Origin of the sequence: Idiomarina sp. T82-3 (genome assembly GCF_001577655.1) — a bacterium.
Taxonomy (GTDB): Bacteria; Pseudomonadota; Gammaproteobacteria; order Enterobacterales; family Alteromonadaceae; genus Idiomarina; species Idiomarina baltica.
On record NZ_LSBQ01000002.1, the window covers coordinates 194,377 to 219,556 of the forward strand.

General features: G+C 46.8%; 27 protein-coding genes. 18 read left to right on the plus strand and 9 right to left on the minus strand.

Translation table 11 applies throughout. From position 1 onward, the window contains the following. Positions 1-2 precede the first annotated feature (2 nt). From yaaA to AWU56_RS02100, 8 genes are read left to right on the plus strand one after another with little or no spacing between them, the layout of a single operon-like run. On the plus strand, positions 3-785 hold the full coding sequence (yaaA, locus tag AWU56_RS02065) for a peroxide stress protein YaaA (RefSeq protein WP_006956370.1): 783 nt from the start codon (positions 3-5) through the stop codon (positions 783-785). 28 nt (positions 786-813) lie between these two features. Continuing rightward, positions 814-1,689 carry a DUF3014 domain-containing protein gene (locus AWU56_RS02070; RefSeq protein ID WP_286681648.1) on the plus strand — a complete coding sequence of 292 codons (876 nt, stop codon included), beginning with the start codon at positions 814-816 and terminating at the stop codon, positions 1,687-1,689. Continuing rightward, the gene (locus tag AWU56_RS02075) at positions 1,689-2,285 is read left to right on the plus strand and encodes a lysophospholipid acyltransferase family protein (protein WP_040488092.1); all 597 of its coding nucleotides are present in this window, start codon (positions 1,689-1,691) and stop codon (positions 2,283-2,285) included. The genes AWU56_RS02070 and AWU56_RS02075 overlap by 1 nt, the downstream gene beginning before the upstream one ends. Beyond that, positions 2,285-2,938 (plus strand): GNAT family N-acetyltransferase, encoded by a 654-nt coding sequence (locus tag AWU56_RS02080; RefSeq protein ID WP_286681649.1) that lies wholly within the window; start codon positions 2,285-2,287, stop codon positions 2,936-2,938. Before AWU56_RS02075 ends, AWU56_RS02080 begins: the two co-directional genes overlap by 1 nt. Before the next feature lie 53 nt (positions 2,939-2,991). Beyond that, a complete protein-coding gene (ribH, locus tag AWU56_RS02085; RefSeq protein ID WP_006956366.1) occupies positions 2,992-3,456 on the plus strand; it encodes a 6,7-dimethyl-8-ribityllumazine synthase in 465 nt (154 codons plus the stop codon). 16 nt (positions 3,457-3,472) lie between these two features. Further along, positions 3,473-3,892, plus strand: coding sequence for a transcription antitermination factor NusB (nusB, locus tag AWU56_RS02090; protein ID WP_006956365.1), 420 nt, complete (start codon positions 3,473-3,475; stop codon positions 3,890-3,892). Positions 3,893-3,922: 30 nt separating this feature from the next. Beyond that, complete coding sequence (gene thiL, locus AWU56_RS02095) at positions 3,923-4,918, plus strand: thiamine-phosphate kinase (RefSeq protein ID WP_286681650.1); 996 nt, start codon at positions 3,923-3,925, stop codon at positions 4,916-4,918. Between the two features lies 1 nt (position 4,919). Next, positions 4,920-5,414: a phosphatidylglycerophosphatase A family protein gene (locus AWU56_RS02100; RefSeq protein ID WP_272977989.1), complete on the plus strand. Its 495-nt coding sequence runs from the start codon at positions 4,920-4,922 to the stop codon at positions 5,412-5,414. A 14-nt stretch (positions 5,415-5,428) separates the two neighbouring features. On the opposite strand, the gene dxs is transcribed toward AWU56_RS02100, so the two are convergent. Genes dxs through AWU56_RS02115 form a run of 3 tightly spaced genes read right to left on the minus strand, consistent with a single transcriptional unit; the run spans position 5,429 to position 8,417 of the window. After that, on the minus strand, positions 5,429-7,276 hold the full coding sequence (dxs, locus tag AWU56_RS02105) for a 1-deoxy-D-xylulose-5-phosphate synthase (RefSeq protein WP_286681651.1): 1,848 nt from the start codon (positions 7,274-7,276) through the stop codon (positions 5,429-5,431). A 14-nt stretch (positions 7,277-7,290) separates the two neighbouring features. After that, the gene (ispA, locus tag AWU56_RS02110) at positions 7,291-8,178 is read right to left on the minus strand and encodes a (2E,6E)-farnesyl diphosphate synthase (RefSeq protein ID WP_286681652.1); all 888 of its coding nucleotides are present in this window, start codon (positions 8,176-8,178) and stop codon (positions 7,291-7,293) included. Further along, the gene (locus AWU56_RS02115; protein ID WP_006956360.1) at positions 8,175-8,417 is read right to left on the minus strand and encodes an exodeoxyribonuclease VII small subunit; all 243 of its coding nucleotides are present in this window, start codon (positions 8,415-8,417) and stop codon (positions 8,175-8,177) included. The genes ispA and AWU56_RS02115 overlap by 4 nt, the downstream gene beginning before the upstream one ends. Positions 8,418-8,588: 171 nt before the next feature. Here AWU56_RS02115 and pomA point away from each other — a divergent pair, with 171 nt between their 5' ends. The 4 genes from pomA (at position 8,589) to AWU56_RS02135 (ending at position 12,171) form a co-directional block, all read left to right on the plus strand. Beyond that, a complete protein-coding gene (pomA, locus tag AWU56_RS02120; protein ID WP_286681653.1) occupies positions 8,589-9,356 on the plus strand; it encodes a flagellar motor protein PomA in 768 nt (255 codons plus the stop codon). 5 nt (positions 9,357-9,361) lie between these two features. Continuing rightward, positions 9,362-10,291, plus strand: a complete 930-nt coding sequence (locus tag AWU56_RS02125; RefSeq protein ID WP_272977412.1) for a flagellar motor protein MotB — start codon at positions 9,362-9,364, stop codon at positions 10,289-10,291. 70 nt (positions 10,292-10,361) lie between these two features. Further along, positions 10,362-11,819: a tRNA uracil 4-sulfurtransferase ThiI gene (gene thiI / locus AWU56_RS02130; protein ID WP_006956357.1), complete on the plus strand. Its 1,458-nt coding sequence runs from the start codon at positions 10,362-10,364 to the stop codon at positions 11,817-11,819. Continuing rightward, the gene (locus AWU56_RS02135) at positions 11,812-12,171 is read left to right on the plus strand and encodes a VanZ family protein (protein WP_242603672.1); all 360 of its coding nucleotides are present in this window, start codon (positions 11,812-11,814) and stop codon (positions 12,169-12,171) included. The genes thiI and AWU56_RS02135 overlap by 8 nt, the downstream gene beginning before the upstream one ends. Here the strand turns inward: AWU56_RS02135 and srmB are convergent. The 4 genes from srmB to AWU56_RS02155 form a co-directional block, all read right to left on the minus strand. Continuing rightward, entirely contained in the window at positions 12,168-13,382 is a 1,215-nt protein-coding gene (gene srmB, locus AWU56_RS02140; RefSeq protein ID WP_272977411.1) for an ATP-dependent RNA helicase SrmB, read from the minus strand. The two genes, AWU56_RS02135 and srmB, sit on opposite strands and share 4 nt — an antisense overlap. A 23-nt stretch (positions 13,383-13,405) precedes the next feature. Beyond that, a complete protein-coding gene (locus tag AWU56_RS02145; RefSeq protein ID WP_272977410.1) occupies positions 13,406-14,254 on the minus strand; it encodes a universal stress protein in 849 nt (282 codons plus the stop codon). 14 nt (positions 14,255-14,268) lie between these two features. Then, complete coding sequence (locus AWU56_RS02150; RefSeq protein ID WP_272977409.1) at positions 14,269-15,753, minus strand: SulP family inorganic anion transporter; 1,485 nt, start codon at positions 15,751-15,753, stop codon at positions 14,269-14,271. Positions 15,754-15,969: 216 nt separating this feature from the next. Continuing rightward, on the minus strand, positions 15,970-17,655 hold the full coding sequence (locus AWU56_RS02155) for a DUF8614 domain-containing protein (RefSeq protein ID WP_272977408.1): 1,686 nt from the start codon (positions 17,653-17,655) through the stop codon (positions 15,970-15,972). A 102-nt stretch (positions 17,656-17,757) separates the two neighbouring features. Here AWU56_RS02155 and AWU56_RS02160 point away from each other — a divergent pair, with 102 nt between their 5' ends. Beyond that, positions 17,758-18,609, plus strand: coding sequence for an HDOD domain-containing protein (locus AWU56_RS02160; RefSeq protein ID WP_272977407.1), 852 nt, complete (start codon positions 17,758-17,760; stop codon positions 18,607-18,609). On the opposite strand, the gene rdgC is transcribed toward AWU56_RS02160, so the two are convergent. Together rdgC and AWU56_RS02170 are read right to left on the minus strand one after the other, a co-directional pair. Then, complete coding sequence (rdgC, locus tag AWU56_RS02165) at positions 18,598-19,491, minus strand: recombination-associated protein RdgC (RefSeq protein ID WP_286681654.1); 894 nt, start codon at positions 19,489-19,491, stop codon at positions 18,598-18,600. The genes AWU56_RS02160 and rdgC overlap by 12 nt on opposite strands. A 12-nt stretch (positions 19,492-19,503) precedes the next feature. Continuing rightward, positions 19,504-21,252 (minus strand): sensor histidine kinase, encoded by a 1,749-nt coding sequence (locus tag AWU56_RS02170; protein ID WP_286681655.1) that lies wholly within the window; start codon positions 21,250-21,252, stop codon positions 19,504-19,506. A gap of 199 nt (positions 21,253-21,451) precedes the next feature. Between AWU56_RS02170 and AWU56_RS02175 the strand changes: the two genes are divergently transcribed. Genes AWU56_RS02175 through AWU56_RS02195 form a run of 5 tightly spaced genes read left to right on the plus strand, consistent with a single transcriptional unit; the run spans position 21,452 to position 25,172 of the window. Continuing rightward, positions 21,452-22,237 (plus strand): DUF3450 domain-containing protein, encoded by a 786-nt coding sequence (locus AWU56_RS02175; RefSeq protein WP_006956348.1) that lies wholly within the window; start codon positions 21,452-21,454, stop codon positions 22,235-22,237. Positions 22,238-22,254: 17 nt separating this feature from the next. Next, entirely contained in the window at positions 22,255-23,625 is a 1,371-nt protein-coding gene (locus AWU56_RS02180) for a MotA/TolQ/ExbB proton channel family protein (protein ID WP_272977413.1), read from the plus strand. 2 nt (positions 23,626-23,627) lie between these two features. Beyond that, a complete protein-coding gene (locus AWU56_RS02185; protein WP_006956346.1) occupies positions 23,628-24,158 on the plus strand; it encodes a MotA/TolQ/ExbB proton channel family protein in 531 nt (176 codons plus the stop codon). Position 24,159: 1 nt separating this feature from the next. Then, entirely contained in the window at positions 24,160-24,567 is a 408-nt protein-coding gene (locus AWU56_RS02190; protein WP_006956345.1) for an ExbD/TolR family protein, read from the plus strand. A gap of 2 nt (positions 24,568-24,569) precedes the next feature. Beyond that, complete coding sequence (locus AWU56_RS02195) at positions 24,570-25,172, plus strand: energy transducer TonB (RefSeq protein WP_006956344.1); 603 nt, start codon at positions 24,570-24,572, stop codon at positions 25,170-25,172. Positions 25,173-25,180: the final 8 nt, after the last annotated feature.

Sequence of the window (25,180 nt, forward strand, 5' to 3'; positions counted from 1 at the left end):
ATATGCTCGCGGTACTTTCGCCGGCCAAGAATTTAGATTATGAATCCGAACATCTTGCGGTAGAAGCAACGCAACCTCGGTTGCTTGATGAGGCTGAAATACTGGTTCAACGTTGCCGCGAGCTGACTCCACAGCAGCTTGGATCGCTGATGAAGATCAGTGACAAATTGGCGGGTTTAAATGCGGCTCGATTTACTGAGTGGACCCGTCCATTTAATGAAGATAATGCACGACCCGCCATTTACGCATTTAATGGTGATGTTTATGCGGGCTTAGATGCTGAATCAATGACTCACGAAGAAGTGCGATCAGCGCAACAGCAACTTAGAATTTTGTCGGGATTATACGGCTTGCTAAGGCCGCTTGATTTGATGCAGCCTTATCGTCTCGAGATGGGGACTAAGCTCGATAATCAGCGCGGTAAAAATCTTTATGAGTTTTGGGGTGACCAAATTACTGAAATGCTCAATGCGGATTTGAAGCAAACGGGCAGCGATGTATTGGTCAACTTGGCTTCTAACGAGTACTTTTCATCAGTCAACAAAAAGGCATTGAACGCTCAGCTCATTACGCCAGTGTTTAAGGATGAAAAAAACGGCCAGTTTAAGGTCATTAGTTTTTATGCGAAGAAAGCACGAGGGTTAATGGCGCGCTTTATGGTGAACCAAAAGCCTGAAAATGTGTCTGATTTAAAAGCGTTTGACTATGCGGGTTATCGTTTTTCAGAATCTGAATCTAACGAAAAAGAACTTGTATTCAAGCGCGCTGAAAGCGAACGACCTTAATCTATTGCAACAATGAGGACCGCAGGGCATGGCAGAACAAGATAATTATCCTGGTAAAGAAAGCAGTAGCAACACCGCTCGCTGGGTCGTTGCGGTTATTATTGTCGCTATTATTATTGGTGGCGTTAGTTGGTGGATGTTAAGTGGCTCAAATAACAACGAGGCAAAACAGACACAGTCGATGGATTTGCCAAGGCAGCCTGAAGAGGCGCCTGCGGTCGAACCGAAAGAGCCTGAGCCACAGCCGCAGCCAGAACCAGATCCTGAACCAGCAGCGACGCCAGAGCCGACCACCGAGGTGGTGGAAGAGCCAGAACCGGCTATCACGCTACCTGATCTCAACGAGAGCACCCCGACAGTGCTGCAAGAATTGGATAATAGTGGCATAGAGATACAGCCACTGAAGAGCTCGCAACTGATTAAAGACGCTGTGGTTATTATCGATAACCTAAGAAATGGCATGTTGGTGACTGACAGAACCGTAGTGCAGCGCCCAGATGGCCGGTTCTCAGTGATTGAAGTCGAGGGCGACTTGTATATTGATGAGCAAAGCTATCAACGTTACGATCCTATCGTCGACTGGTTTACCAGCCTGGATGCCAATGCATTAGTGGATAACTACGAGTTGTTTAAACCGTTGCTTCAAGAGGCATACGGTGAAATCGGTTACCCTGACAGTGAGTTCAAAAATGCGATTATAGAAGCGATTAATGTCTTGTTAGAAACACCCGTGCCAGAGTCTTTGGTGCAAGTCGACGATGACAGTGTCATGTACACGTATCACGATTCGTCGCTTGAGGCCTTACCGCCAGCACAGAAGCAGCTATTGCGCATGGGACCGAACAATATTGAACGAATCAAGGCTAAGTTAAGAGAAGTAAAAGCAGCGTTTCGAGAGAATTAATGACAGAAAATCAAGATTCAATACCTAATAATTTAGAGGGCGATTTCCCGTCACAGGGGAATCGCTTTTCGCGTTGGATAGGGCGAGTGGGGATGCGATTAATGGGGGGATGGAAAATTAATGGTTCCATGCCAAATAGCCGTCAGGCAATTATCCCCATTGCGCCGCATACTTCAAATTGGGATTTCCCTGTTGGCGTGTTTGTGATGCTCGCAATGGGCTTAAAGCTGAACTATTTGGGGAAAGCGAGTTTGTTCCGGTTCCCTATTAAGCGTTTAATGCTCAAATTAGGAGGCATCCCGATTGATCGTTCTGCCGCGAATGGTGTCGTTGGTAAAATGGTTGAAGAGTTTAAGACCAAGCACGAATTAGTTTTAGTGATCACGCCCGAGGGCACTCGCAAAAAAGTGAAGCAATGGAAGTCAGGTTTTTTGCATATTGCAAAGCAGGCAAATGTACCGGTTGTGCCCGTTGCGATGGACTTTGCTCGTAAAGCAATTGATATAGGCCCTGCGATGATGATTAATGGCGAAATCGAACGTGAGTTGGAACGTGTAAAGTCGTTTTTCGCTCATGCACAGGGTAAGCGTGCGTAATGGTCGTTCGGCGTCTTTGTATCATTTTTTGGACTGTGTTCGCTCTTGCGCTGAGTGAAAACCTCGGCGCAGCCGAGTTTTGGCAAGACGATTGGTCAATGGGGCAGCGTATTGAGTCCTCTCGACTCGAAATAACAGCACTTAAAGCTGATGATGCCAGTGCTATCTATCGCGCTTACATGGACTCTCAAGCTTGGTTGTATCATCAGCTTGGATGGAGCTGGCCCAGTAGTAAAACGTCGGAAGAACAGAACGCATCGATGGTGCAACATCTGCTAAAGCAGATGAAGCAAAAAAATGGCTTTAGCTTTGTCGTCACTGATAAAAAACGGAACAAAGTGGTTGGCATGGTGTACTTTGCTCCAGTTTCAGCAGAGCGTGGTAATGGTGCTGCGCTTGATACCAGTAATATTCAAGCGGAAGTGACGTGGTGGTTAGGGAAAAAGGCAGTCGCCGATAACCTACATAATGATTTGTTTGCGGTGACGACCGACTGGTTAAGAGCTAGCTGGCCCTGGGGTCAAGTGCTATTCCCTGTTTCTGAGTCAAACCAATCGGCGCTCGCTGTATTGGATAATAGCGCAGCACGAAAGGTGGCGATGAATAGGGATACACATGAAGTATTTTATTCTTATACGTTAGCCCGAAAATAACGTTAAAATATGGTATTATTTGCGCATTATTGAGATCACAAGGAATTCCAAGCATGCATATCATTGAGGGTGGCATAAACGCACCAGGCAAAAAGTTTGCTATTATCGTCTCTCGTTTTAATCACTTTGTCGTTGAAAGCCTCCTTCAGGGCGCTGTGCAGACACTAAAGCAATATGGTCAGGTCGCAGATGACGATATTACCGTGGTTAGAGTGCCGGGTGCTTACGAAATCCCAGTAACCGCGAAGCGACTCGCAGAATCGGATAAGTTTGATGCGATTATTGCGGTCGGCGCAGTTATTCGAGGTGGAACACCGCACTTTGATTTTGTCGCTGGAGAAAGTAATAGCGGCTTAGGCCGAGTTGCTATGGAATTTGGTCTACCAGTGGCGTTCGGTATTATTACCACTGACACGCTGGAACAAGCCATCGAGCGCAGCGGTTCAAAAGCCGGTAATAAAGGCTCTGAAGCAGCATTAAGTGCGTTAGAGATGGTTAACGTCTTGGATAAGATTTAACAGGAACGCATTAAGAATGAAACCAGCAGCACGCAGAAAAGCGAGAAAGCTTGCAGTACAAGCGGTCTACTCGTGGCAGTTATCGCAAAATACATTTAATGAGATAGAAGCACAGTTTCTAACCGACAATGACACCAGTAAAGTTGATGTGGATTACTTTCTGGAGTTGCTTCGAGGAGTGGGTGCGTTCTATAAAAGCCTAGATGAAGCGATAGCACCCTATCTTGATCGACCGATCAGCGAATTGGATCCGGTAGAGCTTGCGGTCCTACGTATCGCTGCGTATGAGCTACGTGAACGTTACGATGTACCCTATAAAGTAGCAATTAATGAAGCTATCGAATTAGCCAAGTCGTTCGGTGCTGATGATAGCCACCGCTTTGTGAATGGTGTACTCGACAAAGCTGTCGATGCATTAAGACCTGCCCGCCAATAATAAAAGAGCGGTGCGCCGCTCTTCTCCCTTATGAGACAGACTCCAAAACTCGACGAATTCAATCTGATTGAACACTACTTTAAAGCTGAATCTTATCGTGGCGATGTCATCGTTGGCGTAGGAGATGACGGCGCTGTGACAGAAGTGCCTGAAGATCATCAACTCGTTACTGTGACGGATACCATGGTCGAGGGCGTTCATTTTGATAAAAATACCCCCCCACGTGCAATTGGACACAAATTAGTCGCAGTGAACTTAAGTGATTTAGCGGCGATGGGGGCAGTGCCGAGTTGGGGAAGTCTGGCACTGACTTTACCGCGAGTTGATACTGATTGGCTGCACGATTTTAGCGAAGGCTTAAAAGAGATCTCAAACTACTATGAGTGTGATCTGATAGGTGGTGATACAACGCGTGGTCCTTTAACGTTGACTTATACTGCTCAAGGCGTTGTACCCAGCGGTACGGCGATTAGACGCGATCAAGCGCGGGCTGGAGATTGGCTGTACGTGAGTGGCTCGTTAGGTGATGCGGGTTTAGCATTGCGGTTATTACAAGGCGAATTGTCGGCAACTCATCGCCATTTACAGTCATTAATTAATCGATTGCACTATCCCACTCCGAGAGTCGCTTTAGGGCAGCTATTACGTGGTGTTGCTAATAGTTGCATCGATGTTTCAGACGGCCTATTGGCAGACTTGTCTCATTTGTTGCCTACAAACGCTCAAATGGGCGTTCAGTTAGAGCTTGATAAATTGCCTTTATCGATGGCTTTAACTGAAACTCTTGACTTGGATGAGGCGTTTTCATTGGCGTTAACTGCGGGTGATGACTATGAACTTTTGTTTACTGTACCAGAGCAGAATCGCGGACGACTTGAAACCATCACGTCACATCTAAAAGACAAACCTATCTGTATCGGTCGAATGGTAAAGGATGAGACACGTCAGGTGAGAATGACTTACCAAGGCGAGCCGTGGGAACTCCCTAAAATTGAATTGGGTTACAACCATTTTGGAGCGTCCTAATATGCGCCGATTTCCTGGGCTTTCACTTGCGAATCCAGTTGATTTACTTGCTCTTGGATTTGGCTCTGGACTAGCACCAAAGGCACCAGGTACGTTCGGCACGTTGGCTGCTGTTCCATTGGTCTACGGTATGCTTTGGTTAGACATCACTAGCTATAGCCTGTTTGTCGCGCTTAGCACCCTGCTAGGAATCTATATTTGTCGCAGTGCGGCCGATAAAATGGGTGTACACGATCATCCAGCAATTGTTTGGGATGAGTTCGTCGGCTTGATGTTTACCATGTGGGCCATGCCAGCTAACTGGGCTTTACTTATGGTCGGCTTTTTGGTTTTTCGCGTCTTCGACATTCTCAAACCATGGCCAATTAGCTGGTTGGACAAACGCCTGCATGGCGGAACAGGCATTATGTTAGATGACGTGCTCGCGGGGATCGCGAGCAACTTCGTTTTACAACTGATACTTGCGACAACAATCGGTCGTGACTGGTTTTTGTAGGCGCGTGGCGCCTGTTAGCTGTTTAAATAGTCTTGTATACGCGACTTAATCGCCGTAGCGCTCAGTCCAATTTCTTGTTTAACCTCATCTTGACTACCGTGCTTTATAAACTCATCAGGTAAACCAATATTTAGAACTTGAGTATTGATTCCTGAATTCGCCAATGCTTCGTTTACGGCACTACCTGCACCACCCGCGACGGCATTCTCTTCAAGCGTTACAACAAGTTTGTGGCGACGAGCGCAATCAATCGCGATTTGCTTATCAAGTGGCTTCACAAAGCGCATATCGACTACTGTTGCATTGATATCTTCCGCGACCGCGATAGCCTCGGGTAGCAACGTGCCAAAGTTTAGGATCGCAACGTCGTTACCCTGACGTATGATGTTTGCTTCACCTAACGTAAGTAACTTATCGTGCTCTCGTAATGTAACACCGGTACCGCTACCACGGGGGTAGCGGACTGCAGCAGGCCCCTGATGGCAATAGCCGGTGTAAAGCATATCTCGACACTCTTGTTCGTCGCTGGGTGTCATAACGACCATATTTGGAATGCAACGGAGGTAACTTAAGTCAAATGCACCTTGGTGAGTAGGTCCGTCTGCACCAACAATACCTGCGCGATCAATAGCGAACAATACATCAAGATTTTGTAACGCAACATCATGAATGACTTGATCATAGGCGCGCTGCAAAAAGGTTGAATAAATAGCGACAACGGGTTTAAGACCAGCAATGGCGAGCCCAGCCGCATAAGTCACGCTGTGCTGCTCGGCGATAGCGACATCAAAATATTGCTCGGGATAAAGTTTTGAGAATTTGACCATTCCCGATCCCTCTCGCATTGCAGGTGTAATGGCCATTAACTTGGCATCGTCTTGTGCGTGATCACACAACCAATCACCGAACACCTCTGAGTAACTTGGGATTCCGGGCTTTTTCGCCGGTAGCTTGGACAGCGAGGGATCAAATTTAGGCACGCCATGATAACCGATAGGATCGGCTTCTGCAGGACGATAGCCTTTTCCCTTTTGCGTGACTACGTGAAGCAACTGTGGACCGCGTAAGTGCTTCATATTACGCAGCGTTTCAACTAAGGTGTCCACATCGTGCCCATCAATGGGACCAATATAATTAAATCCGAGCTCTTCAAAGATAGTACCGGGTGCCATCATACCTTTCATATGCTCTTCAGCACGGCTAGCTAAGTGATGGATGGGCGGTAACGGCTTGAGCAGTTTTTTGCCTTGCTCACGTATTTTGGTATAGAAACGCCCCGACAAAAGACGCGCGAAATGCTGATTCAAGGCACCTACGTTCTCAGAAATCGACATGTCGTTATCATTTAGTACCACTAACATGTCAGGCTTAATATCGCCTGCATGGTTCATCGCTTCAAACACCATGCCGGCTGTCATTGCACCGTCACCAATTATCGAGACGACCTTTTCGTTAGAACCACTGCGCTGGGCGGCAACCGCCATACCTAATGCTGCTGAGATTGAGGTACTGGAGTGACCAACAGACAAAACGTCATACTCACTTTCTTCCCGCCATGGGAATGGGTGCAAACCATCTTTCTGTCTGATTGTATGCAGCGCCTTTTTTCGTCCTGTTAAAATCTTATGGGGATAGGCTTGATGACCAACGTCCCAAACTAACTTATCTTTTGGTGTGTTGTAGACGTAGTGCAGAGCGACGGTCAGTTCAACTGTACCCAGCCCTGATGCTAAGTGGCCACTACTGCGACTGACAGAGTCCAGTAAGTAGGCGCGTACTTCCTCACAGAGCGCGTTTAATTGATGTGTAGGCAGCTTGCGTAGATCTGTTGGGTATTCAATACCGTCTAATAATTTGGTCATAGGTCTCGTATTACTTAGTGATCGCGCTTCAGCAAGATCTCTGAAAATGTTTCTAGTTTTTGGGTATTGTACGGGATCTTGTTGAGTGACAGTAGTGCTTGTTGATGCAATGACAGCAGTTTTTCATTGGCTCCGTCAAGCCCCAGTAGCGCAACGTAAGTCGCCTTGTGGTGGGCTTCATCTGAACCTTGTGGCTTACCCATAACTTCAGTGTTTCCGACGACGTCAAGAATATCGTCGTAAACTTGATAAGCAAGTCCAATCCAACTGGCAAAATCACAAAAGTGATTTAAGTATTGTTGGCTTTCGTCGTTACCTGCAAGCACTCCAAGTGCCGCAGAGGCACGTATTAAAGCACCGGTTTTGTGACGATGTATCTTTTCAAGTTCAAGCTCGTCAATGGCGCGTCCGGTGGCATCTAAATCCAGCGCCTGTCCAAAACACATACCTTTAGCACCACTGGCACTGGCCAAATGCTGGATCATCGCGATGCGTCGTTGAGAGGGAAGTTTAGCGTCTAAGTTGGTGCTTAATACCTCAAAAGCGAGTGTTTGCAGCGCATCACCGGCTAATACGGCTGTCGCTTCACCGAACTTAATGTGACACGTGGGATGACCTCGGCGTAGTTCATCGTCGTCCATCGCCGGTAAGTCATCATGAATTAATGAGTACGCGTGGATCAATTCTACGGCACAAGCCGCGTCCAAAGCATCGTTAGTTTCAGCCCCACATAATTCGGCCACAGCCATCGTTAAGTAGGGACGGATACGCTTGCCGCCCAGTAAGACGCCGTATGCCATGGCTTCTTTAAGTGAACTAGAAGCAATGTGTGATTCGATCAGTTGGTTTAATCGGTTATCAACGGCACTACGGACCTCGGCTGTAAACTGCTTAATATTCACTCGCGCGCCTCACTGTGCTGTTCACTCAGCACCTGTTCGCCGTTTTTTTCTAGTAACGTTGAAACCTTTTGTTCTGCTGACTGCAACTGCGCTTGGCTTAAACGTGATAGCTTTACGGCTTGTTCAAACTTTTCTAATGACGTCTCCAATGGAAGGTCGCCTTGCTCAAGCTCATTCACTAACTGTTCAAGTTGTTGCAATGCTTGTTCAAACGATAGGTTGTCTTCCTTCTTTGCCATAATGCGTCACCTTTAGTTTCAATATAGGCTCATTATCATATAAAGAAACTCGATTGTCAGCCGATGATCAATGCGTGGTTTACTTAAATTTACAATATAGGTTGCCACAGTGAGTGGGATGTTTAAAATTGATCACGTGCCAAATTTATCGCGTGAAGTGGAGGAAGCTGAGTGGATATAGCAACGCTGGTTGGGATCATTGGAGCCATAGGCTTTGTTGTTGCCGCGATGATATTGGGTGGTGACCCCGGTCTTTTCATTGACACTCAGTCTTTATTGATTGTTTTGGGTGGCTCGCTGTTTATCGTTATGGCCAACTTTCCACTACAACAGTTTTTTGCCACCGGCAAAGTCGTAGTAAAAGCTTTCTTTTTTAAAATAGAACACCCTCAAGAGCTTATCGATAGTGCCGTCGAAATGGCTGACTCGGCGCGTAAAGGTGGCTTCCTAGCGCTGGAAGAGGCAGAGATTCCTAATCCTTTTTTTCGTAAAGGCGTGGATATGCTGGTGGACGGTCATGACGCGGAAGTAGTCAAGCACACTTTAAGCAAAGACATCAGCATGAGCTTTACCCGACATGAAGAGGGGGCTCGGTTTTTTAAAATTTTGGCTGACGTAGCACCGGCAATGGGGATGATTGGTACGCTCATTGGATTGGTTGCGATGCTCGCTAATATGGATGACCCCAAGGCTATTGGTCCGGCGATGTCGGTTGCATTGCTAACAACACTGTATGGTGCATTTTTGGCCAACGTGATTGCGATTCCCATTGCGAATAAATTGGTGCTGCGAGCGGAACAGGAAAAGCTGAACCGGCAGCTCATTTTGGATGCTATTTTAGGAATTCAGGATGGACAAAACCCACGGGTTATTGAGGGCTTGCTACGTAATTACCTCGCCGAATCCAAACGTGTCAATGAAGGGAATGAGGACGAATAGCGCCTATGGCTGCCGCAGACGATCAAGAAGAATGCCGTTGCCCGCCCCCTGGGCTTCCTATGTGGATGGCGACTTTTGCTGATTTAATGACACTACTAATGTGCTTCTTCGTGCTGCTTCTTGCTTTCTCTGAAATGGATGTTCTTAAATTTAAGCAAATTGCCGGCTCTATGAAGTATGCGCTGGGTGTTCAGAATAAAATTGAAGTAAAAGACATACCCAAGGGAACAAGTATTATTGCGCAGGAATTTCGGCCTGGGCGTCCTGAACCTACGCCCATCGAGACCATTCAGCAACAAACAGTCGAAATGACCCAACAAACCTTGGAGTTTCAAGATGGGGAATCAGACTTTGCAGGAGGTAAGCAGGTCGAACGGGGTGGACAGCAAGCTGACAGCGAGGAGGACAAGAAGGCCGCTGACGGAAGCGAGTCCGATCCAGCGGTAGAGCAGCAAGTTAAGGAGCTAATGGAGCGTATCCGAGAGCAATTAAGTGATAACATCAAGGCCGGCTCATTAGAATTAGAGCAATTGGGGCAACAAATTATTATCCGAATTAAAGAAAATGGTTCGTTTCCAGAGGGATCTGCGTTCTTACAGCCGCAATTTAAGCCAGTCATTCGGGAAGTGGCACAAGCGCTCAAAGATATTCCTGGCGAGATCACGATCTCGGGGCATACCGATAATCAACCGTTAGTTTCTGAGATGTACACCTCAAAGTGGGATTTATCCGCTAAACGAGCTGTCGCTGTTGCTGAAGAGATGACTACAGTAGACGGGTTCGACCAATCACGCCTTGTTACGATGGGCTATGCCGATACAAAACCGATTGTACCGAACAACTCGGCCTCTAATCGTGCGCTCAACCGACGTGTTGATATCGCTATTATGCAAGGCAAGGCGAAAGAGTCCGATCCGGTGGATGTAATTGACTAGCTCGGGTGGCTCACAGCGTTAAAAAATCGTATAATGATCGGTTTTTAGACTAGCTAAAACTGGGGCCTCCATGAAGTTCGTTGTACGGTTGCATGCCGAAATCACCATCAAAAGCCGCTCAGTTCGTAAGCGTTACGGAAAAGTACTCACCAATAATCTACGTAAAGTGTTGGCCGATATAGATGCCGGTCTCTACGTAAAATGGTTGTGGGACCGTATCGAAGTGAGTACTCCCTCAGAAGAGGAAGATGTGCGTCAAGCGGTGATTGATAAATTGGCTTGTACGCCAGGGATTTCATGGTTCGCTGAGGTGGTTGAGCGCCCCCTGGATGAGTTCGAGATCCTTGCCGAGTGGGTCGCACAGTTCTGGCTAGAAAAAATCGCTCAACAAACCTTTGCGGTCAGAGTAAAGCGTAAAGGGCATCATGATTTCTCTTCACAACAGCTGGAGCGCTACATCGGTGGCTACCTTCTTGAGCATCAACCGACTGCAAAAGTGCAATTAAAGGCGCCTGAGCATGAAATTACTTTGCAAATTATTGAGCAAAATATTCAGTTAGTGGGTACCCGGAGGCAGGGCCTGGGCGGTTTTCCTATTCCTACTCAGGAGACCGTGGTGAGTCTCATGAGCGGCGGCTTCGACTCGAGTGTTGCGAGCTTTGACTTCATTCGTCGTGGCGCGCGCACACACTTTTGTTTTTTTAATCTCGGTGGCGACGCGCACGAAGTCGCCGTTAAGCAAATATGTCATTATCTTTGGGACCGTTACAGTAAGTCGCATCCCATTAAGTTTATCAGTGTGGACTTCGCGCCTATCGTAGAAGATATTCTGACCCACGTCGACAACGGTGCCATGGGAGTTGTTCTAAAACGTCAAATGCTACGAGCAGCAACGCGTGTTGCGGGCTTTTTAAAAGCGCAAGCGTTGGTCACAGGTGAAGCGATTGGACAAGTATCGAGCCAGACGTTGGCTAACTTACAAGTCATCGATAAAGCGACAGATACACTGGTATTGCGTCCACTTATTACAGCGGATAAACAAACCATCGTTGATCAAGCGAAGCGCATTGGAACCGAAGCTTTAGCGAAAACAATCCCAGAGTATTGTGGTGTTATTTCCAATAAACCCACCGTAAAGGCCGATGAGCGAGCTATCTTAGCAGAAGAAGCAAAGCTCGATATGTCGCTTATTGAGCAAGTCGTTCGCAATGCCCAAGTACTTAGTATGCAAGACATTGCTAAGGCAGCACAGGACCAAGTACAAATAAAGCATACAGCGACAGATAAGCCTAAGGTCATCATCGATATTCGAACAGCCGACGAAATTGAAGAGCAACCGCTATCGACCTCCTTTGAGGTGATTGAAATGCCATTCTTCAAGGTTCAGTCAGAATTTGTAAAACTGGATGACGCAAATCACTATCTATTATATTGTTCGCAGGGTGTGATGAGTAAAATGCAAACGTTACTTCTGCAGGAAGCAGGATACAGTAACGTTTCGGTGTATGAAGGACAGGACGTTGAGTAACCTAACGAGTTCTCGCATGTTTGCGCGTGCGATTTTTTTAAGCTTATTAATTGTGATCACCATCGCGTTCTTATGGCAGTTTCCAAGTCATGAAGCGAGCCGTATGATCCCTCATGCAGACAAATGGGTTCATTTTAGTGCTTTTTTCCTGTTGAGCGTGACCCTTCACAAGGCCTTTGACCTATCGGGTAAACTCGCAAGCTCACTGCTACTCATATATGGCTGTGCGATAGAAGTGATTCAGTATTATATTCCAGGGCGAGGCTCTGACGTAATGGATTGGCTTGCTGATGCTGCGGGCGTGACGGCTTACTTTACCTTGCTGTGGCTCTATCGAAAGCGCCGCGATTAACGGCGCTTCTTTGTTTTCTTATTTTGCTTCTTCTTCTTAACACGCTTTTTGTCTGTCGATGGAAATTTATACTGCGGCTTGAGCCCATCAATCACACGTCTATCAAGACGATGCTCCATGTAGCGTTCGATTTTTCCTAACAGAAGTGCATCGTGCGCCTCTACGAGTGAAATAGCTAACCCTTTTTGGCCGGCGCGGGCAGTACGGCCTATTCTATGCACATAAACGTCTGCCTGTTTAGGCAAATCATAGTTAATAACCAATTTAATATCGTCAATATCGAGTCCGCGAGAAGCTACATCAGTTGCGACTAACACGGCGTTATCACGACGCTTAAATTCGATGATTTTCTGTTGTCGTTCAGCATGTGGTAAGTCACCACGTAAAAACATGACAGGCACGTCTTGTGATTGGAGAAAGCTGGCTAGCGCCTGCACTCGTTCGCGGGTGCGCGCAAAAACAATCGAGCGACCACTATGCTGCTTTAATAACGCCATCAACAACTGACGCTTGTGATCATCGGTATCTGCAAGATATGCGTGTTCAATTATTTTACCGCGTTCTCGCTTAGGAGGCGTGACCTCAATAAGTTCGGGTTCATTTAACAGCGCACGCGAGAATGCTTTCACACCGTCACTTTCAATCGTCGCCGAACAAAGAATTGCATGTTGGCGATTGCGCGCGTGCAGCGCAATGTCTTTAACAACATCTTTAAAGCCCATATCCAGCATACGATCGGCTTCGTCAATAACTAACCATTCAACGGCTTCAAGCTCGTATTGCTCGGCTTCTAATAAGTCTAATAGCCTGCCTGGGGTTGCGATGACTATATCATGGCTCTGCTCCAGTCGGCTCAACTGACTACCGTAATTGACGCCGCCAGTAACAACGACAGAAGAGAGCTCTGTGAGCGCACGAAACATCTCTGCTTGTTGATAGATTTGTTCCGCCAACTCACGAGTTGGCGCCAAAATAAGTGCGCGCGCAGCCCCCGGTTGCTTGCGAGGAAAGTCCATCATGTGCTGTAGCACAGGAAGCAAAAACGCTAAGGTTTTGCCTGTACCTGTGGGCGAGCTGATCAGTAGATCATGGCCATCCATTGCGGCTGGCAATGCTGCCTGCTGGACTTTAGCCGGTTTATTGAGACCGGCTGCTTTAAGTACTGATATGAGCGCATCATCAAGCTCTAATTCTTGCCAATCTGGCGTCATTCACTGAATTCCTAAAAATAAAATTAACGAAGTAAAAGCACGGGTATTTGCGAACGAGAGAGTACTCTCGACGTGGTGCTTCCCATAAATAGCTGACGTAACTTAGAGTGGCTATATGCCCCCATAACAAGCATATCGATATTACGTTCTTGTTGAATATCGTGCAAAGTTGATTCAACGTCGCCCGCTCGGATCTCATAGCTGACTTTATGACGAAATTCTTGCAGATGACTGACGGCAGCCTCGACCGATGCCGTTGCATCGGCTGTCGCGGCACCTACCATCACCACATGGATAGGCATGCCGACAAAAAGAGGTGACTCCGCAAGCATTTTTACGCCTTTACGTGACACATCACTCCCATCAAACGCCAACATGACGTTCGTCGGCGTATGGTACTTGGGGGGAACGGCTAAAATTGGACGATGTATATTTCGCACAATAGTTTCAATCTGATGACCAAGCCGATCGCTGTCACATGTTTGTGCTCCATGTAAGCCAATGACGAGGAGTCGCAGGTTATCCTCAAGAGCTGTCAGTGACTCAGCCAAATCACCATGACGCTGACGCACATGCACGTCTTCTGCACCCATTTCTTCGGCTCGATTTTTTGCTGCTTCAAGCAGATGATGGCCATGCTCTAAGGCTATCTTATTACGACGCTCATCGAGTTCGGCTAGCTCTTCGAGCAGCGACTCTCGGCTTCCTAGACCAATATTTCCGGTCATGTCCGAATTCACTGGGTAACGCATTTCGTCAAGTACATGGAAAAGCGTCAGTGGTGTTTGAAGTTGCTTTGCGGACCATGTCGCGTATTGCGTGACAGCATTGGCCATACGCGACTCATCAATACAAGCGATAACGTGTTTCATACGACTTACCTTAATTAATGTCCGATCAAGTCTTTGGTATCACTTTGGTTATGTTCACCAAAGCGGTCGACAATGGTCGCACTTGCTTTATTCAGCCCAATAACATCGACTTTTGCACCTTCACGTCTAAATTTTATCACGACACGATCCAGTGCGTTGACAGCAGTAATGTCCCAGAAGTGAGCTTCGCTTAGGTCAATGACAATCTTATCTACGCCTTCTTTAAAGTCAAAGGCTGCAATAAACTTCTCTGATGAACTAAAGAATACTTGTCCTGCAACTTTGTACGTGCGGCAGAACGAAGCTTCATCTAAGCTCGATGTGACGGCCATATAATGGCCGACTTTATTAGCAAAGAATACTGAAGCTAATAACACGCCAACAAATACGCCGAGTGCCAAATTGTGAGTCGCGACGACTACTGCGACCGTCGCTAGCATCACAATGTTGGTAGACAATGGATGTTGTTTGAGGTTTCGAATCGAATCCCAACTAAAGGTGCCAATTGACACCATAATCATAACCGCCACTAGCGCAGCCATGGGAATTTGTTTTAACCATTCATCTAAAAACAAGATCAATATCAACAAAAAGGTACCGGCGATAAACGTAGAAAGACGCGTGCGGCCCCCCGATTTTACGTTGATAATCGATTGCCCTATCATTGCGCACCCGGCCATGCCACCAAGGAGTCCTGAGCCGATATTGGCGATACCTTGGCCTTTACACTCACGGTTGCGATCACTGGATGTATCGGTGAGGTCATCAACAATGGTAGCGGTCATCAGCGACTCAAGCATACCGACAATTGCTAAGCCCAATGAGTACGGAAAGATAATAGCAAGCGTTTCGAAATTGAGAGGTACATCGGGCCATAGGAATACGGGTAACGTATCCGGAAGTTCGCCCATATCACCCACTGTGCGTACATCTATCCCAAAGTAGATGGCAATCACGGTCAGCGATAAAATGCAGATCAAAGGAGATGGCAACAAGCGTCCGATGACAGGGATATAGGGAAAGCCGTAAATAATACCCAAACCGGCTAGGGTCATTACGTAAACGTGCCAAGTGACGTTTGTCAATTCAGGTAGTTGAGCCATGAATATGAGAATTGCTAACGCGTTAACGAAGCCAGTAACGACGGAACGCGAAACGAAGCGCATGAGTTCGCCCAGTTTCAAGTATCCTGCGACGATTTGTAAAACCCCCGTCAGCAGTGTGGCTGCAAGAAGGTATTGTAAGCCATGCTCCTTAACGAGCGTAACCATCAATAGCGCCATAGCCCCTGTTGCAGCGGATATCATGCCAGGTCGACCGCCGGTAAAAGAGATAATGACGGCGATAGCAAACGACGCGTAGAGCCCGATTTTCGGGTCAACGCCCGCAATAATTGAGAAAGCAATAGCCTCAGGAATCAATGCTAAAGCAACAACAAGACCTGATAGTACATCACCGCGCAGGTTCGAAAACCAGTTTGCCTGGATAGACTTCCACATAAAACCTTACCAAATTAAAAATACAGTGAGATGGAATGCATCTAGTTTGTATGTCACATGTACGGAGCATGCAGTATAGTTGAGCGAACTGACACGGATGTGACACTGTGGTTAAAGTTCAACCACTGAAGCGCGCGGATTCTAGCACAGGGTTAGGGCGGTAGGCAAAATTGATAGCGTGCGCCGCATGGCGCACGCTGAATATCACTCGAAAGCTTAAAGTCCGAGTTCGGCTTTTCCTTGATTAAACTTAACATCGACTGGAATGCCCGCATCCGATAGCTTATCTAAATCGGACTGTAGCTGAGGGCTAATCACGCCGAGACGCTGAACTAGCTCACCCACGCCTTGGTAGTTACCGTCACCTTGCAATTGCAAGATTTTCTTGGAAAGACTGGTCATAGCTGCGCGCATTTTTTCCATGTTGATGGCGTATTGACCATCGGCATTGCGAGTAAACGCACCCTCATTGGCAAAGTAGTTAAACCGGATCATGTTAGCTTTACCATGAGCGCTAGAAGCACCAAATCGAACTGAGCGGAAGATACTTGCCATGAAGGTGGTGTAGTAGTCTTGTAGGGTGCCCGTGGTCAGTTCACCTTTCTCAAACAACTGAGTCACCATATATAGACCCAGAATATCGGCCTTGCCTTCTTCCAGTGCTGATGCATGTTCTTTTAATGCAGCGCGCACGGTGCCTTTGTTATTGATTGTGTTTTTAATACCAAGCCCGTGAGCCACTTCGTGGAACATGGTATTCGCGAAGAACGCATCAAAAGTGATATTTTCACGTTGCTCTGGAACAATTAATTGATCTGCAATAGGGCGCAAAATCTTGTCAAACTTAGCACGCATCGCGTTTTTAAGCTGTAAGCGGCGAGTGCCCTTTTCAAGTTGCACGTATTCATCGTTTGGCAAGTTGATAGCGATGGTTTTGCTACCCGCGTTAGAATGACCAGCAAAGTAGACCGCATCGTAGGCATTTAGCTGTGCGTTCGCGCCTGGCATTTCTTGCTTGTATTTATCTTCGACAGGCAAGCCGCGTTGTAACTCGGGTAGAAACTGAGCGTATTTAGCAAGTCGATCACTCCACTGCTTGTCTTTTATCAGTACGTAGGCTTCGAATGCTGTTTTGTAGCCAAACAATTGGTCTTCATAGGTCTCAATCGGCCCGATTACTAAGTCGACGTCGTTGTTCTTCATATCCATCCAAGCAAGATCCGATGGACGATAGTCATTACTTAAAAAGGCATCAGCGCGCAGGTTCAAATATTTCGCAAAGTCTGGATCCTCTGCTAGCTCGGCTGCTTGGCGTAACAATTTAGCGGCCTGCTTTAACTCATTAGCATAAGCTTCTGCATAAGGCACGACCTTGAGTTGGCCTGCACTGTCGCGTCGAATAAGTGTGTATTCACTATCTTTCGTATCGCTATCGAGCTCGTTAAACTCCGCTTTACTCATATCCGCAGGGTAAAAGTTTGCTCCAGGTGGCTTCTCACTGAACTCACGTAAGAAGGGTTTATCACCATTGAGTCGATCCCAGGGACCATAATTAATGTCAGCAAATGACTGTGCTTGCGATGGCACTGCGTTTAAGAATGAACGTTTGTCATGCGCAAATGCTTGCTGCCAGAATAGGTCGTCCATGATTTTGGCTGCTTCAATCAATAATCCCAACATGTCTTTTTGATTAGCAGTCAGATGCGAAATGTCAGACGTCAGGGTGTAATCGGTATAAATCCCAAACCGATCCTCAGCACCTTTTACAACGGTATATTCAGACGTTTGCTGAGCTGAAGAAGTTGCCGTTTGGTTCGCTTGTGTTTCCTGAGAAGTTGCTTGTTCTGTACAAGCCGATAAAGCAAGAACCAATGGCGCAATGGTGAAAATTTGTTTTAACATAAGTTTAACTTTGTCAGTATAGTAGTAAAATGAGTTAAGATAATTTAATGCGATGTGGACAATATCGCAAGTTGGGTAACCAATAAGGTATGGAAACGAGTCATGACGGCAACCAATGCACTTTATTTATTGATTGAGGATAGAATACAAAGAGACCAACTCAAACTGCCTGGTTTGCCAGAAACAGCAGAACGTATTCGCGAAGCGACGATCAACCCAGATACCAACCTGCATGACCTTGCCGCAATTATTCAACATGATACAGCATTGAGCGCGCGCTTGATCAGACTCGCTAATAGCGCCTACTTGAGTGGGCGTGCTCGTGCAGAGAGTTTGATGCAAGCACTCACTCGAATTGGACTTCGCCGAATTCGAACGTTGGTGGTTGCCATGGCGGTCGAACAAGTTTTTAATCCACAAAACGATATTGTCAAAAAATATGCGGATAAGTTTGTCAGAGAGTCGCGTGACATTGCAGCAGCATCAGTTATCGTCACACAGCACCTGCATGAGCGCGGCTACTGTAACCGGCTACATCAAGACGTTTCTTTGCTCGCTGGGATGGTATGTCGCATTGGTGTGGCGCCAATACTGAAAATTGCCGATGAATTTGATGATAGTTTTGCCAATCCGACGTTCCTGAATCAAACTATTACGCATTTTGATCGGAGTCTGGGCGTGAGTGTGCTTGAGCACTGGCGATTTGCGCCAAACCTTATAAAAGTGCCGTATTTTTTCAATCGCGGCCGATTCGAAGACTTAAATGATCCGCTCGTGGCAAATTATTGCGATATCGTTCACATCGCGAGTCTATTGACGGGTCATTCACAACCCATCGAAGGTGCCATGACCTTAGCTGAATATCAGCAACGGGAAATTATCCCCGTGCAAAACTTCTGGGAGGATGAGGCCACCCAGAAGCGTTATCAAGCTTTGCGTACATCACTTAGCTGACATACTCAGTAAGTCATCTAGCAGGGCCCCTAACTCGGCAGAGACGAGTGCTAGATCGCTATCTAGTTTTTGCTCCGGTGATGCATCATTCCAATCATCTTGATCGTCAAGTAACTGGTCGGTCGCTTTAATACGCTTAAGCGCCCAGTCTGCTTCAAGTACGCATTCGATGCGCTCATTCCAAACCAAGCCTAATTTCACGACCTGTTTGCCGGCGGTTGCGTGCGCCTGAACATCCTCGCGGGTTAAGTCCTCTTGCTTACAGCGGATAATGCCACCATCAGCTTGGGGCAAACGCAGCTCAAGCTCATCACCCAAATCAAAGCGTGTGGGAAGCGACTGTTTTGTCAACCATTCGGTCAAGACCACTTCCGCCGACTCTGCGAGTGCGATGGGTTTTACCGGGAGCGAAGCAAGACTGGCGCGGAGGAGTCCAAGTAAATCTTCCGCTTTGTTAGCGCTGGATTCATCAACAATGACGAGTTGACGTTTTAAATCAATATAGGCCCAGGTTCGACGGAACTTACTAAATGCTTGTGGTAGTAATTGGTGCGTAATATCTTCCTTGATGTTTTTCTTTTCCTTGCCATTGACAGGACGACCCTCGGTGTCTTGAATCGCCTGGACCTTCTGCTCAAGCTCTGCGTTAATGACGGCTGCCGGGAGCACCTTTTCTTCTCGTTGAGCACACACTAAGTAGCTTTGTTCAACAGCATGATGCAGAACATCGCTCTGAGCACCAAATACAGACGTCCAACCGAAACTGGTCATATCCTGACGTCCACAAGGTTTGAACGCTTGCGCCTCAAGCTGAGACTCAAAGTCCTCGGGTAGTTGGAATGTGTCACTAAAACGATATACGCGGGCGTTTTTAAACCACATAATTAAGCGCCTTTATTTTAAAATAATGATCGGAAAAGAAAATGTGTACGTTAAGCCTTGACCTGGCTCGCTTGTAGCGGTGATTTCACCATCTAATGTTTGTGTGACAAGGTTACGCACGATATGTGTACCTAATCCACTCCCACCTTGGTTTAACTTGGTTGTAAAGAATGGGTCAAATAGCTTGGCTAACTGCTCCTGATTCATACCCTGTCCATTATCTGAGTAAACCACATGAAGCCTATCGTTATCGTTATCATCGGTGCTGGTACGAATTTTTATCTTCATTTCGCCTTCGCTGATACCTTCGAAACCATGCAATATGGAGTTAATTATGAGATTCGTAAATATCTGCGACAGAGCACCCGCTGCGCAGCGTACGAAGAGGTTGTCTTGACAATCAATATGGACACGATGATTGTGCTTTTTTAACTGTGGCTGAAGCGATTGTACAAGATCATTGATATAGCGTTTAAGGTCAATATCACGAATCGCATCCGATGTTTGGTCGACCGCCACCTGTTTAAAACTACTGATCAACTCTGATGCGCGGTTGAGATTATTCTCTAACAATTGAATACTTTCGCGACTCTCCTCAATATACTTGGATAATTGTGCTTGAGTGAGCGTTTTATCGTTAAGCATGCGCTCAAGGTTTTCGAGCTTCTCTTTCAGAAATGAATTTGCCGTTACACTAATGCCGATCGGCGTGTTGACGTCGTGTGTAATGCCTGCGACCAAGCCTCCTAAAGAAGCCATCTTCTCTGATTCAATCAACTGTTGCTGGGTATTTTTTAAGTGATCAAGCGATGATTGCAGGCGCTCGTTCGACTCACGTAAATTAGTCTCCATTGACCGGCGTTGACTGATTTCTCGCTCTAGCTTCTCTTGGCGAATTTCCAACTCATTTTTACGCTGTTCAAGGTCTAACATGACTTGACTTAAACGCGATGTCTTGCGCGCAACCTCTTGCTCGAGAATTGCATTTTGTTCATCTAATTGGCGATTCGCTAATTTGAGTTTGTGCTGTGTGCGCTCCAAATCTTCTTGGTAGTCCTCAATATTATCGATGAGCTGATTATAAGCTTGCTCAATTAACACCAGTTCGTTGTTATGTCGCTCATCAAGCTTAATACGTGAAGCATCCAAGTTATCCAGTCGGAAGCTGTTGATTTGTCGCGTAAGGTCGTTTAGCGGCTGGTTAAGCATGCGTTGGAATGCAATACCAAATAAAATCAACAGGAAAGCACTTTTGATGATTGCATTACCAACGATAAAGGCGAGACTAATTTTGATACGGTCGATAGCAATATCGCGCGTGGTGAACAAAGAGACATCACCAACGCGAGTCGAGTGCCCAGAAAACTCGAAAATAAGCGCGTTGTAAAAACCGAAAGTACCGTTTTCTTCTGGTAGCACATAGCCTTCGGAAGCGCGTTCAGGTAAACCATCCACGGGTAGTGTTTCACCAATTTGAATAACAGGCTTACCACTTTCGTCTCTTATTAGTACGCCAGCAATCGCCGGAATGCTAATCAAGCCGTCAGCAATGGTTTCAATTTGAGGTGTGTTAAATTCCCACAACGATCGCGTGAGCGATCCATTAAAGGTACCTTGTTGGTTTTGCAGTTCCGCAACAAGGACACGTTTTGTGTCAAAGTACTCTGCACCGATTTGTACCGCCGTGACTGTTAGCGTTAATAAAAAATAAACGGACAGAACGCGGGTGAGAAGCGAATAAGATATGCTTTTATAAGCCATAATAAGTTGTAATTAGAGCGCCGCTTACCTAGTTTAAAGACTTTCATTAAACTAATCGATTCACCTCATAGACGCAATCTTTATCGTTGTCACAAAGTTGACATATTTACGTCATTAAGCTGTCACGAAAAATCACTAAAGTTGTCGCATCTTTCATCTGGGTGTTTAAAAATTCACCAACCTAAGTAAAGGGTCACATATGAAGTTGCTAGCGACAAGTACAGCCATTGCAATGGCTTGCGTTCTATCAACCTCAGCATTGGCACAGGATAAAACCTTAGAGCCAGTCGTTGAGAACGCCACCGACATCAATGAGTCTGCACGCGAGGCTCAGCTTACAGTAGACAAGATTTCTGATTCCATGCAAGAACGCATGCAGCAATACAAGCAGATCATGAAAGAAATCGAAGGTCTGCAAGTTTACACCAACCAACTTCAAAATCAGATCGATGATCAACAGGTTGAGATGGCTGATTTAAACCAGTCGATTGACCAGGTCAGTTACGTGGAGCGCCAGATTACTCCATTAATGATTCGCATGGTTGATGCGTTAGATACTTTTATCGAACTCGATGTGCCCTTTTTAGAGCAAGAGCGTGATGAACGCATTGCGGGTCTGCGCGATTTGATGAGTAAAGCGAACGTGGACGTGTCTGAAAAATTCCGTCGTGTTATGGAAGCCTATCAAATTGAGACAGATTATGGTCGCAATATTGAGGCTTATACAGCTGAGCATTCCATTGATGGGCAAGTTCAAGACGTGACCTTCTTACGCGTAGGTCGTGTGGCATTGATTTATAAATCGCGCGATGGACAACATCTTGGCATCTGGGACAACGACAGTAAGCAGTGGATGGAACTTGACCAGGCTCATCGTCCCGCTGTTGAAACTGCCATCCGTATCGCACGTAAGCAGGTTGCTCCCGATATGTTGATGCTACCGCTCGTCGTGAATAAAACCGCGTCAACTAACGCTGCCGACTAAGGAGTCCGAAGATGTCGATGAAACCAATCAAGTTAATACTCAGCGCAGCACTGACCATGGGTTTGGTGGCAGGCGCAAATGCGGCACCTAAGCCACAAGATCCAATCAACCTTGACCAGTTACTTGAGCAATTACAGCAAGGTAAATACGCACAGTCGGAAGAAAACAAAGCTCGCTTAGAGCGTTTCCGTCAGCAGGAGCAAGAGCAAAAGCAAATGTTGCGCGATGCCATCGCACAGCGTCAAGCGCTTGAGCAACAAGCGTCAGACTTAGAGACACGCTTTGAAAGCAATGAGACTCAACTAGGTAACTTGCAAGATACCTTGACTCAAAGCATGGGCTCATTGAAAGAACTCTTTGGTGTACTACAGCAAGTGACCAATGAAGCTGCGGGTAGCTTCCAAAACTCTGTTATTTCAGCTCAGTACCCCGGCCGTTCTGATGAGCTAAAGCAGTTATCTGAGCAAATCAGTAACTCGTCTAAACTGGCGTCTATCGAAGATATCGAGAAAGTTTGGCTGGCGCTACAAAAAGAAATGACCGAGTCAGGCAAAATTGCCGAGTTCTCTGCGCCTGTGACTGAAGCTGATGGTGAGAAAGACGTCGAAGATGTCTTACGTGTTGGGGCATTCAACCTTGTTGCAGATGGCGCGTACCTTGAATATAACGCAACCACTGGCAACATCGCTGAATTAGTCCGTCAACCCGCAGGACGTTTCACCGAGAGTGCTGAAGAGTTGCAAGACGCCTCAAGTGGTGTTGTCGCATTTGGTTTGGATCCGACGGGCGGCTCGATTCTTGGGTTATTGGTACAGGCGCCTAGCTTAAAAGAGCGGGTGGACCAAGGTGGTACTGTTGGCTACATCATCCTTGGGCTTGGCTTAATCGGTCTATTGATTGCACTTGAGCGATTCGTATCACTCATGCTCATTGGCAATAAAGTAAAGCGCCAACTTAAAGCGCCACAACCGAAAGAAGACAATCCGTTGGGTCGCGTCATGTTGATTAAAGACAAGTTCCCTGATGCGGATACAGAAACACTCGAACTCAAACTGAGTGAGGGCATCTTACGCGAAGTACCGAAGATCACCCGCAACCTCACGTTTATTAAGATCATCTCGGTTGTCGCTCCGTTGATGGGTCTATTAGGTACGGTTACCGGTATGATTAATACCTTCCAAGCAATTACCTTGTTTGGTACCGGTGACCCGAAAATGATGGCGGGTGGTATCTCGCAAGCATTGGTGACCACAGTGCTTGGTCTTGTCGTCGCGATTCCAATGACGTTGCTATTCGCAATGTTGCATACACGCAGTAAAAACATGATCCACATTTTGCAGGAGCAAGCATCAGGCATTATCGCTGAACGCTCTGAGCGAGGAGAATAGTCGTGTTATTTCTGATTGAATTCAGCAATGCGATTAGAGATTTCATCGAGGCCGGCGGGCATGTCCTGCTGGTCATCGGAATCCTAATCTTCAGTATGTGGCTGATGATACTCGAGCGAATTTTTTACTTTTTCAATGGCCACCGTAAAGCGGTCAAAGACGCACGCAAGCGTTGGAAAGAGCGTGACGATAAATCGTCTTGGAATGCTGAGCAGATCCGCCAAGCGATGATTTCACGTGTTGCGCTGGGTCTGGGCGGTAATTTGCCGGTGATAAAAGCGTTAGTCGCTTTATGTCCTTTGCTTGGGCTGATGGGTACCGTGACCGGCATGATCGAGGTGTTTGATGTGATGGCCATAACAGGTACCGGAAGTGCTCGCTCGATGGCTGCGGGTGTCTCAAAGGCTACTATCCCTACCATGGCCGGAATGGTTGGAGCATTATCTGGAGTATTTGCCGCGACTTGGTTGCAGCGTACAACGCGCCGCGAGCGAATGAAATTAGAAGATCGAATTTTATTGGAGCGTCACTAATATGAAACAGCATTTTGCCAATTTAGTTGAAGAAGAAGAGAGCGCTATCGACATGACGCCGATGCTCGACGTGGTCTTTATCATGTTGATCTTCTTCATTGTGACAGCCTCATTCGTAAAAGAGTCGGGCATTGATGTTAACCGCCCAGATGCCGCTACAGCTGTGCAAAAGAATCGCGCCAATATTTTGGTTGCAATCAGTGACTCGAATGAAGTGTGGATTAACAAGCGTCAGATTGATTTACGCGCGGTTCAGGCGAATATCGAACGCCTTTATGCAGAGAATCCACAAGGCTCAGTCGTAATTCAGGCCGATGAAGAGTCAAACACTAAGACCTTGATTGAGGTTATGGATGCCGCACGAGCTGCCGGTGTGTTCGATGTTTCAGTAGCAACGGATGAGCAGTAACTATGAGATATATTGCCGCGCTATTAGTTGCCGCTGCAGTCACCATCGGGCTGTTCTATTTAATGCAGTCATTAATTAGCTCGGGTGAGGGCGCGATGTCGGAGCCGGTAAAGGGCAGTGTCTTGGACTTCGTGCGTACGCCGGAACCTGAGCAGGTGCAGGAAAAAGAGCGCAAGCCCGAACGCCCGCCGGAACCTGAACAGCCACCGGAAGATTTACCACAACCCGATATGAGCTCAGACGTTGATACAGATAGCTCGGGGTCTTATGACTTCAGCGCTGATGTCAGTGCCAGTGCGGATATTGGTAATGGCGCCTCGTTACAAGCGAGCGATGGTGAGTACTTGCCCATCGTTAAGGTTCAGGCAACTTATCCGCGTCGTGCACTTCAACGTGGCATTGAGGGCTATGTGGTAGTCGAGTTTACGGTCACCAAGCAAGGCTCAGTGAAAAATCCGGTTGTTGTCGAGGCAGAACCTCAAGGCATATTTGAAGACTCAGCCATGGAAGCCGTACTTAAGTTTAAGTATAAGCCACGCGTTATCGACGGTGAGCCGGTAGAAGTCGAAGGGGTGCGTAACCGTATGACCTTCGAAATGAATTAAGGTGAGGT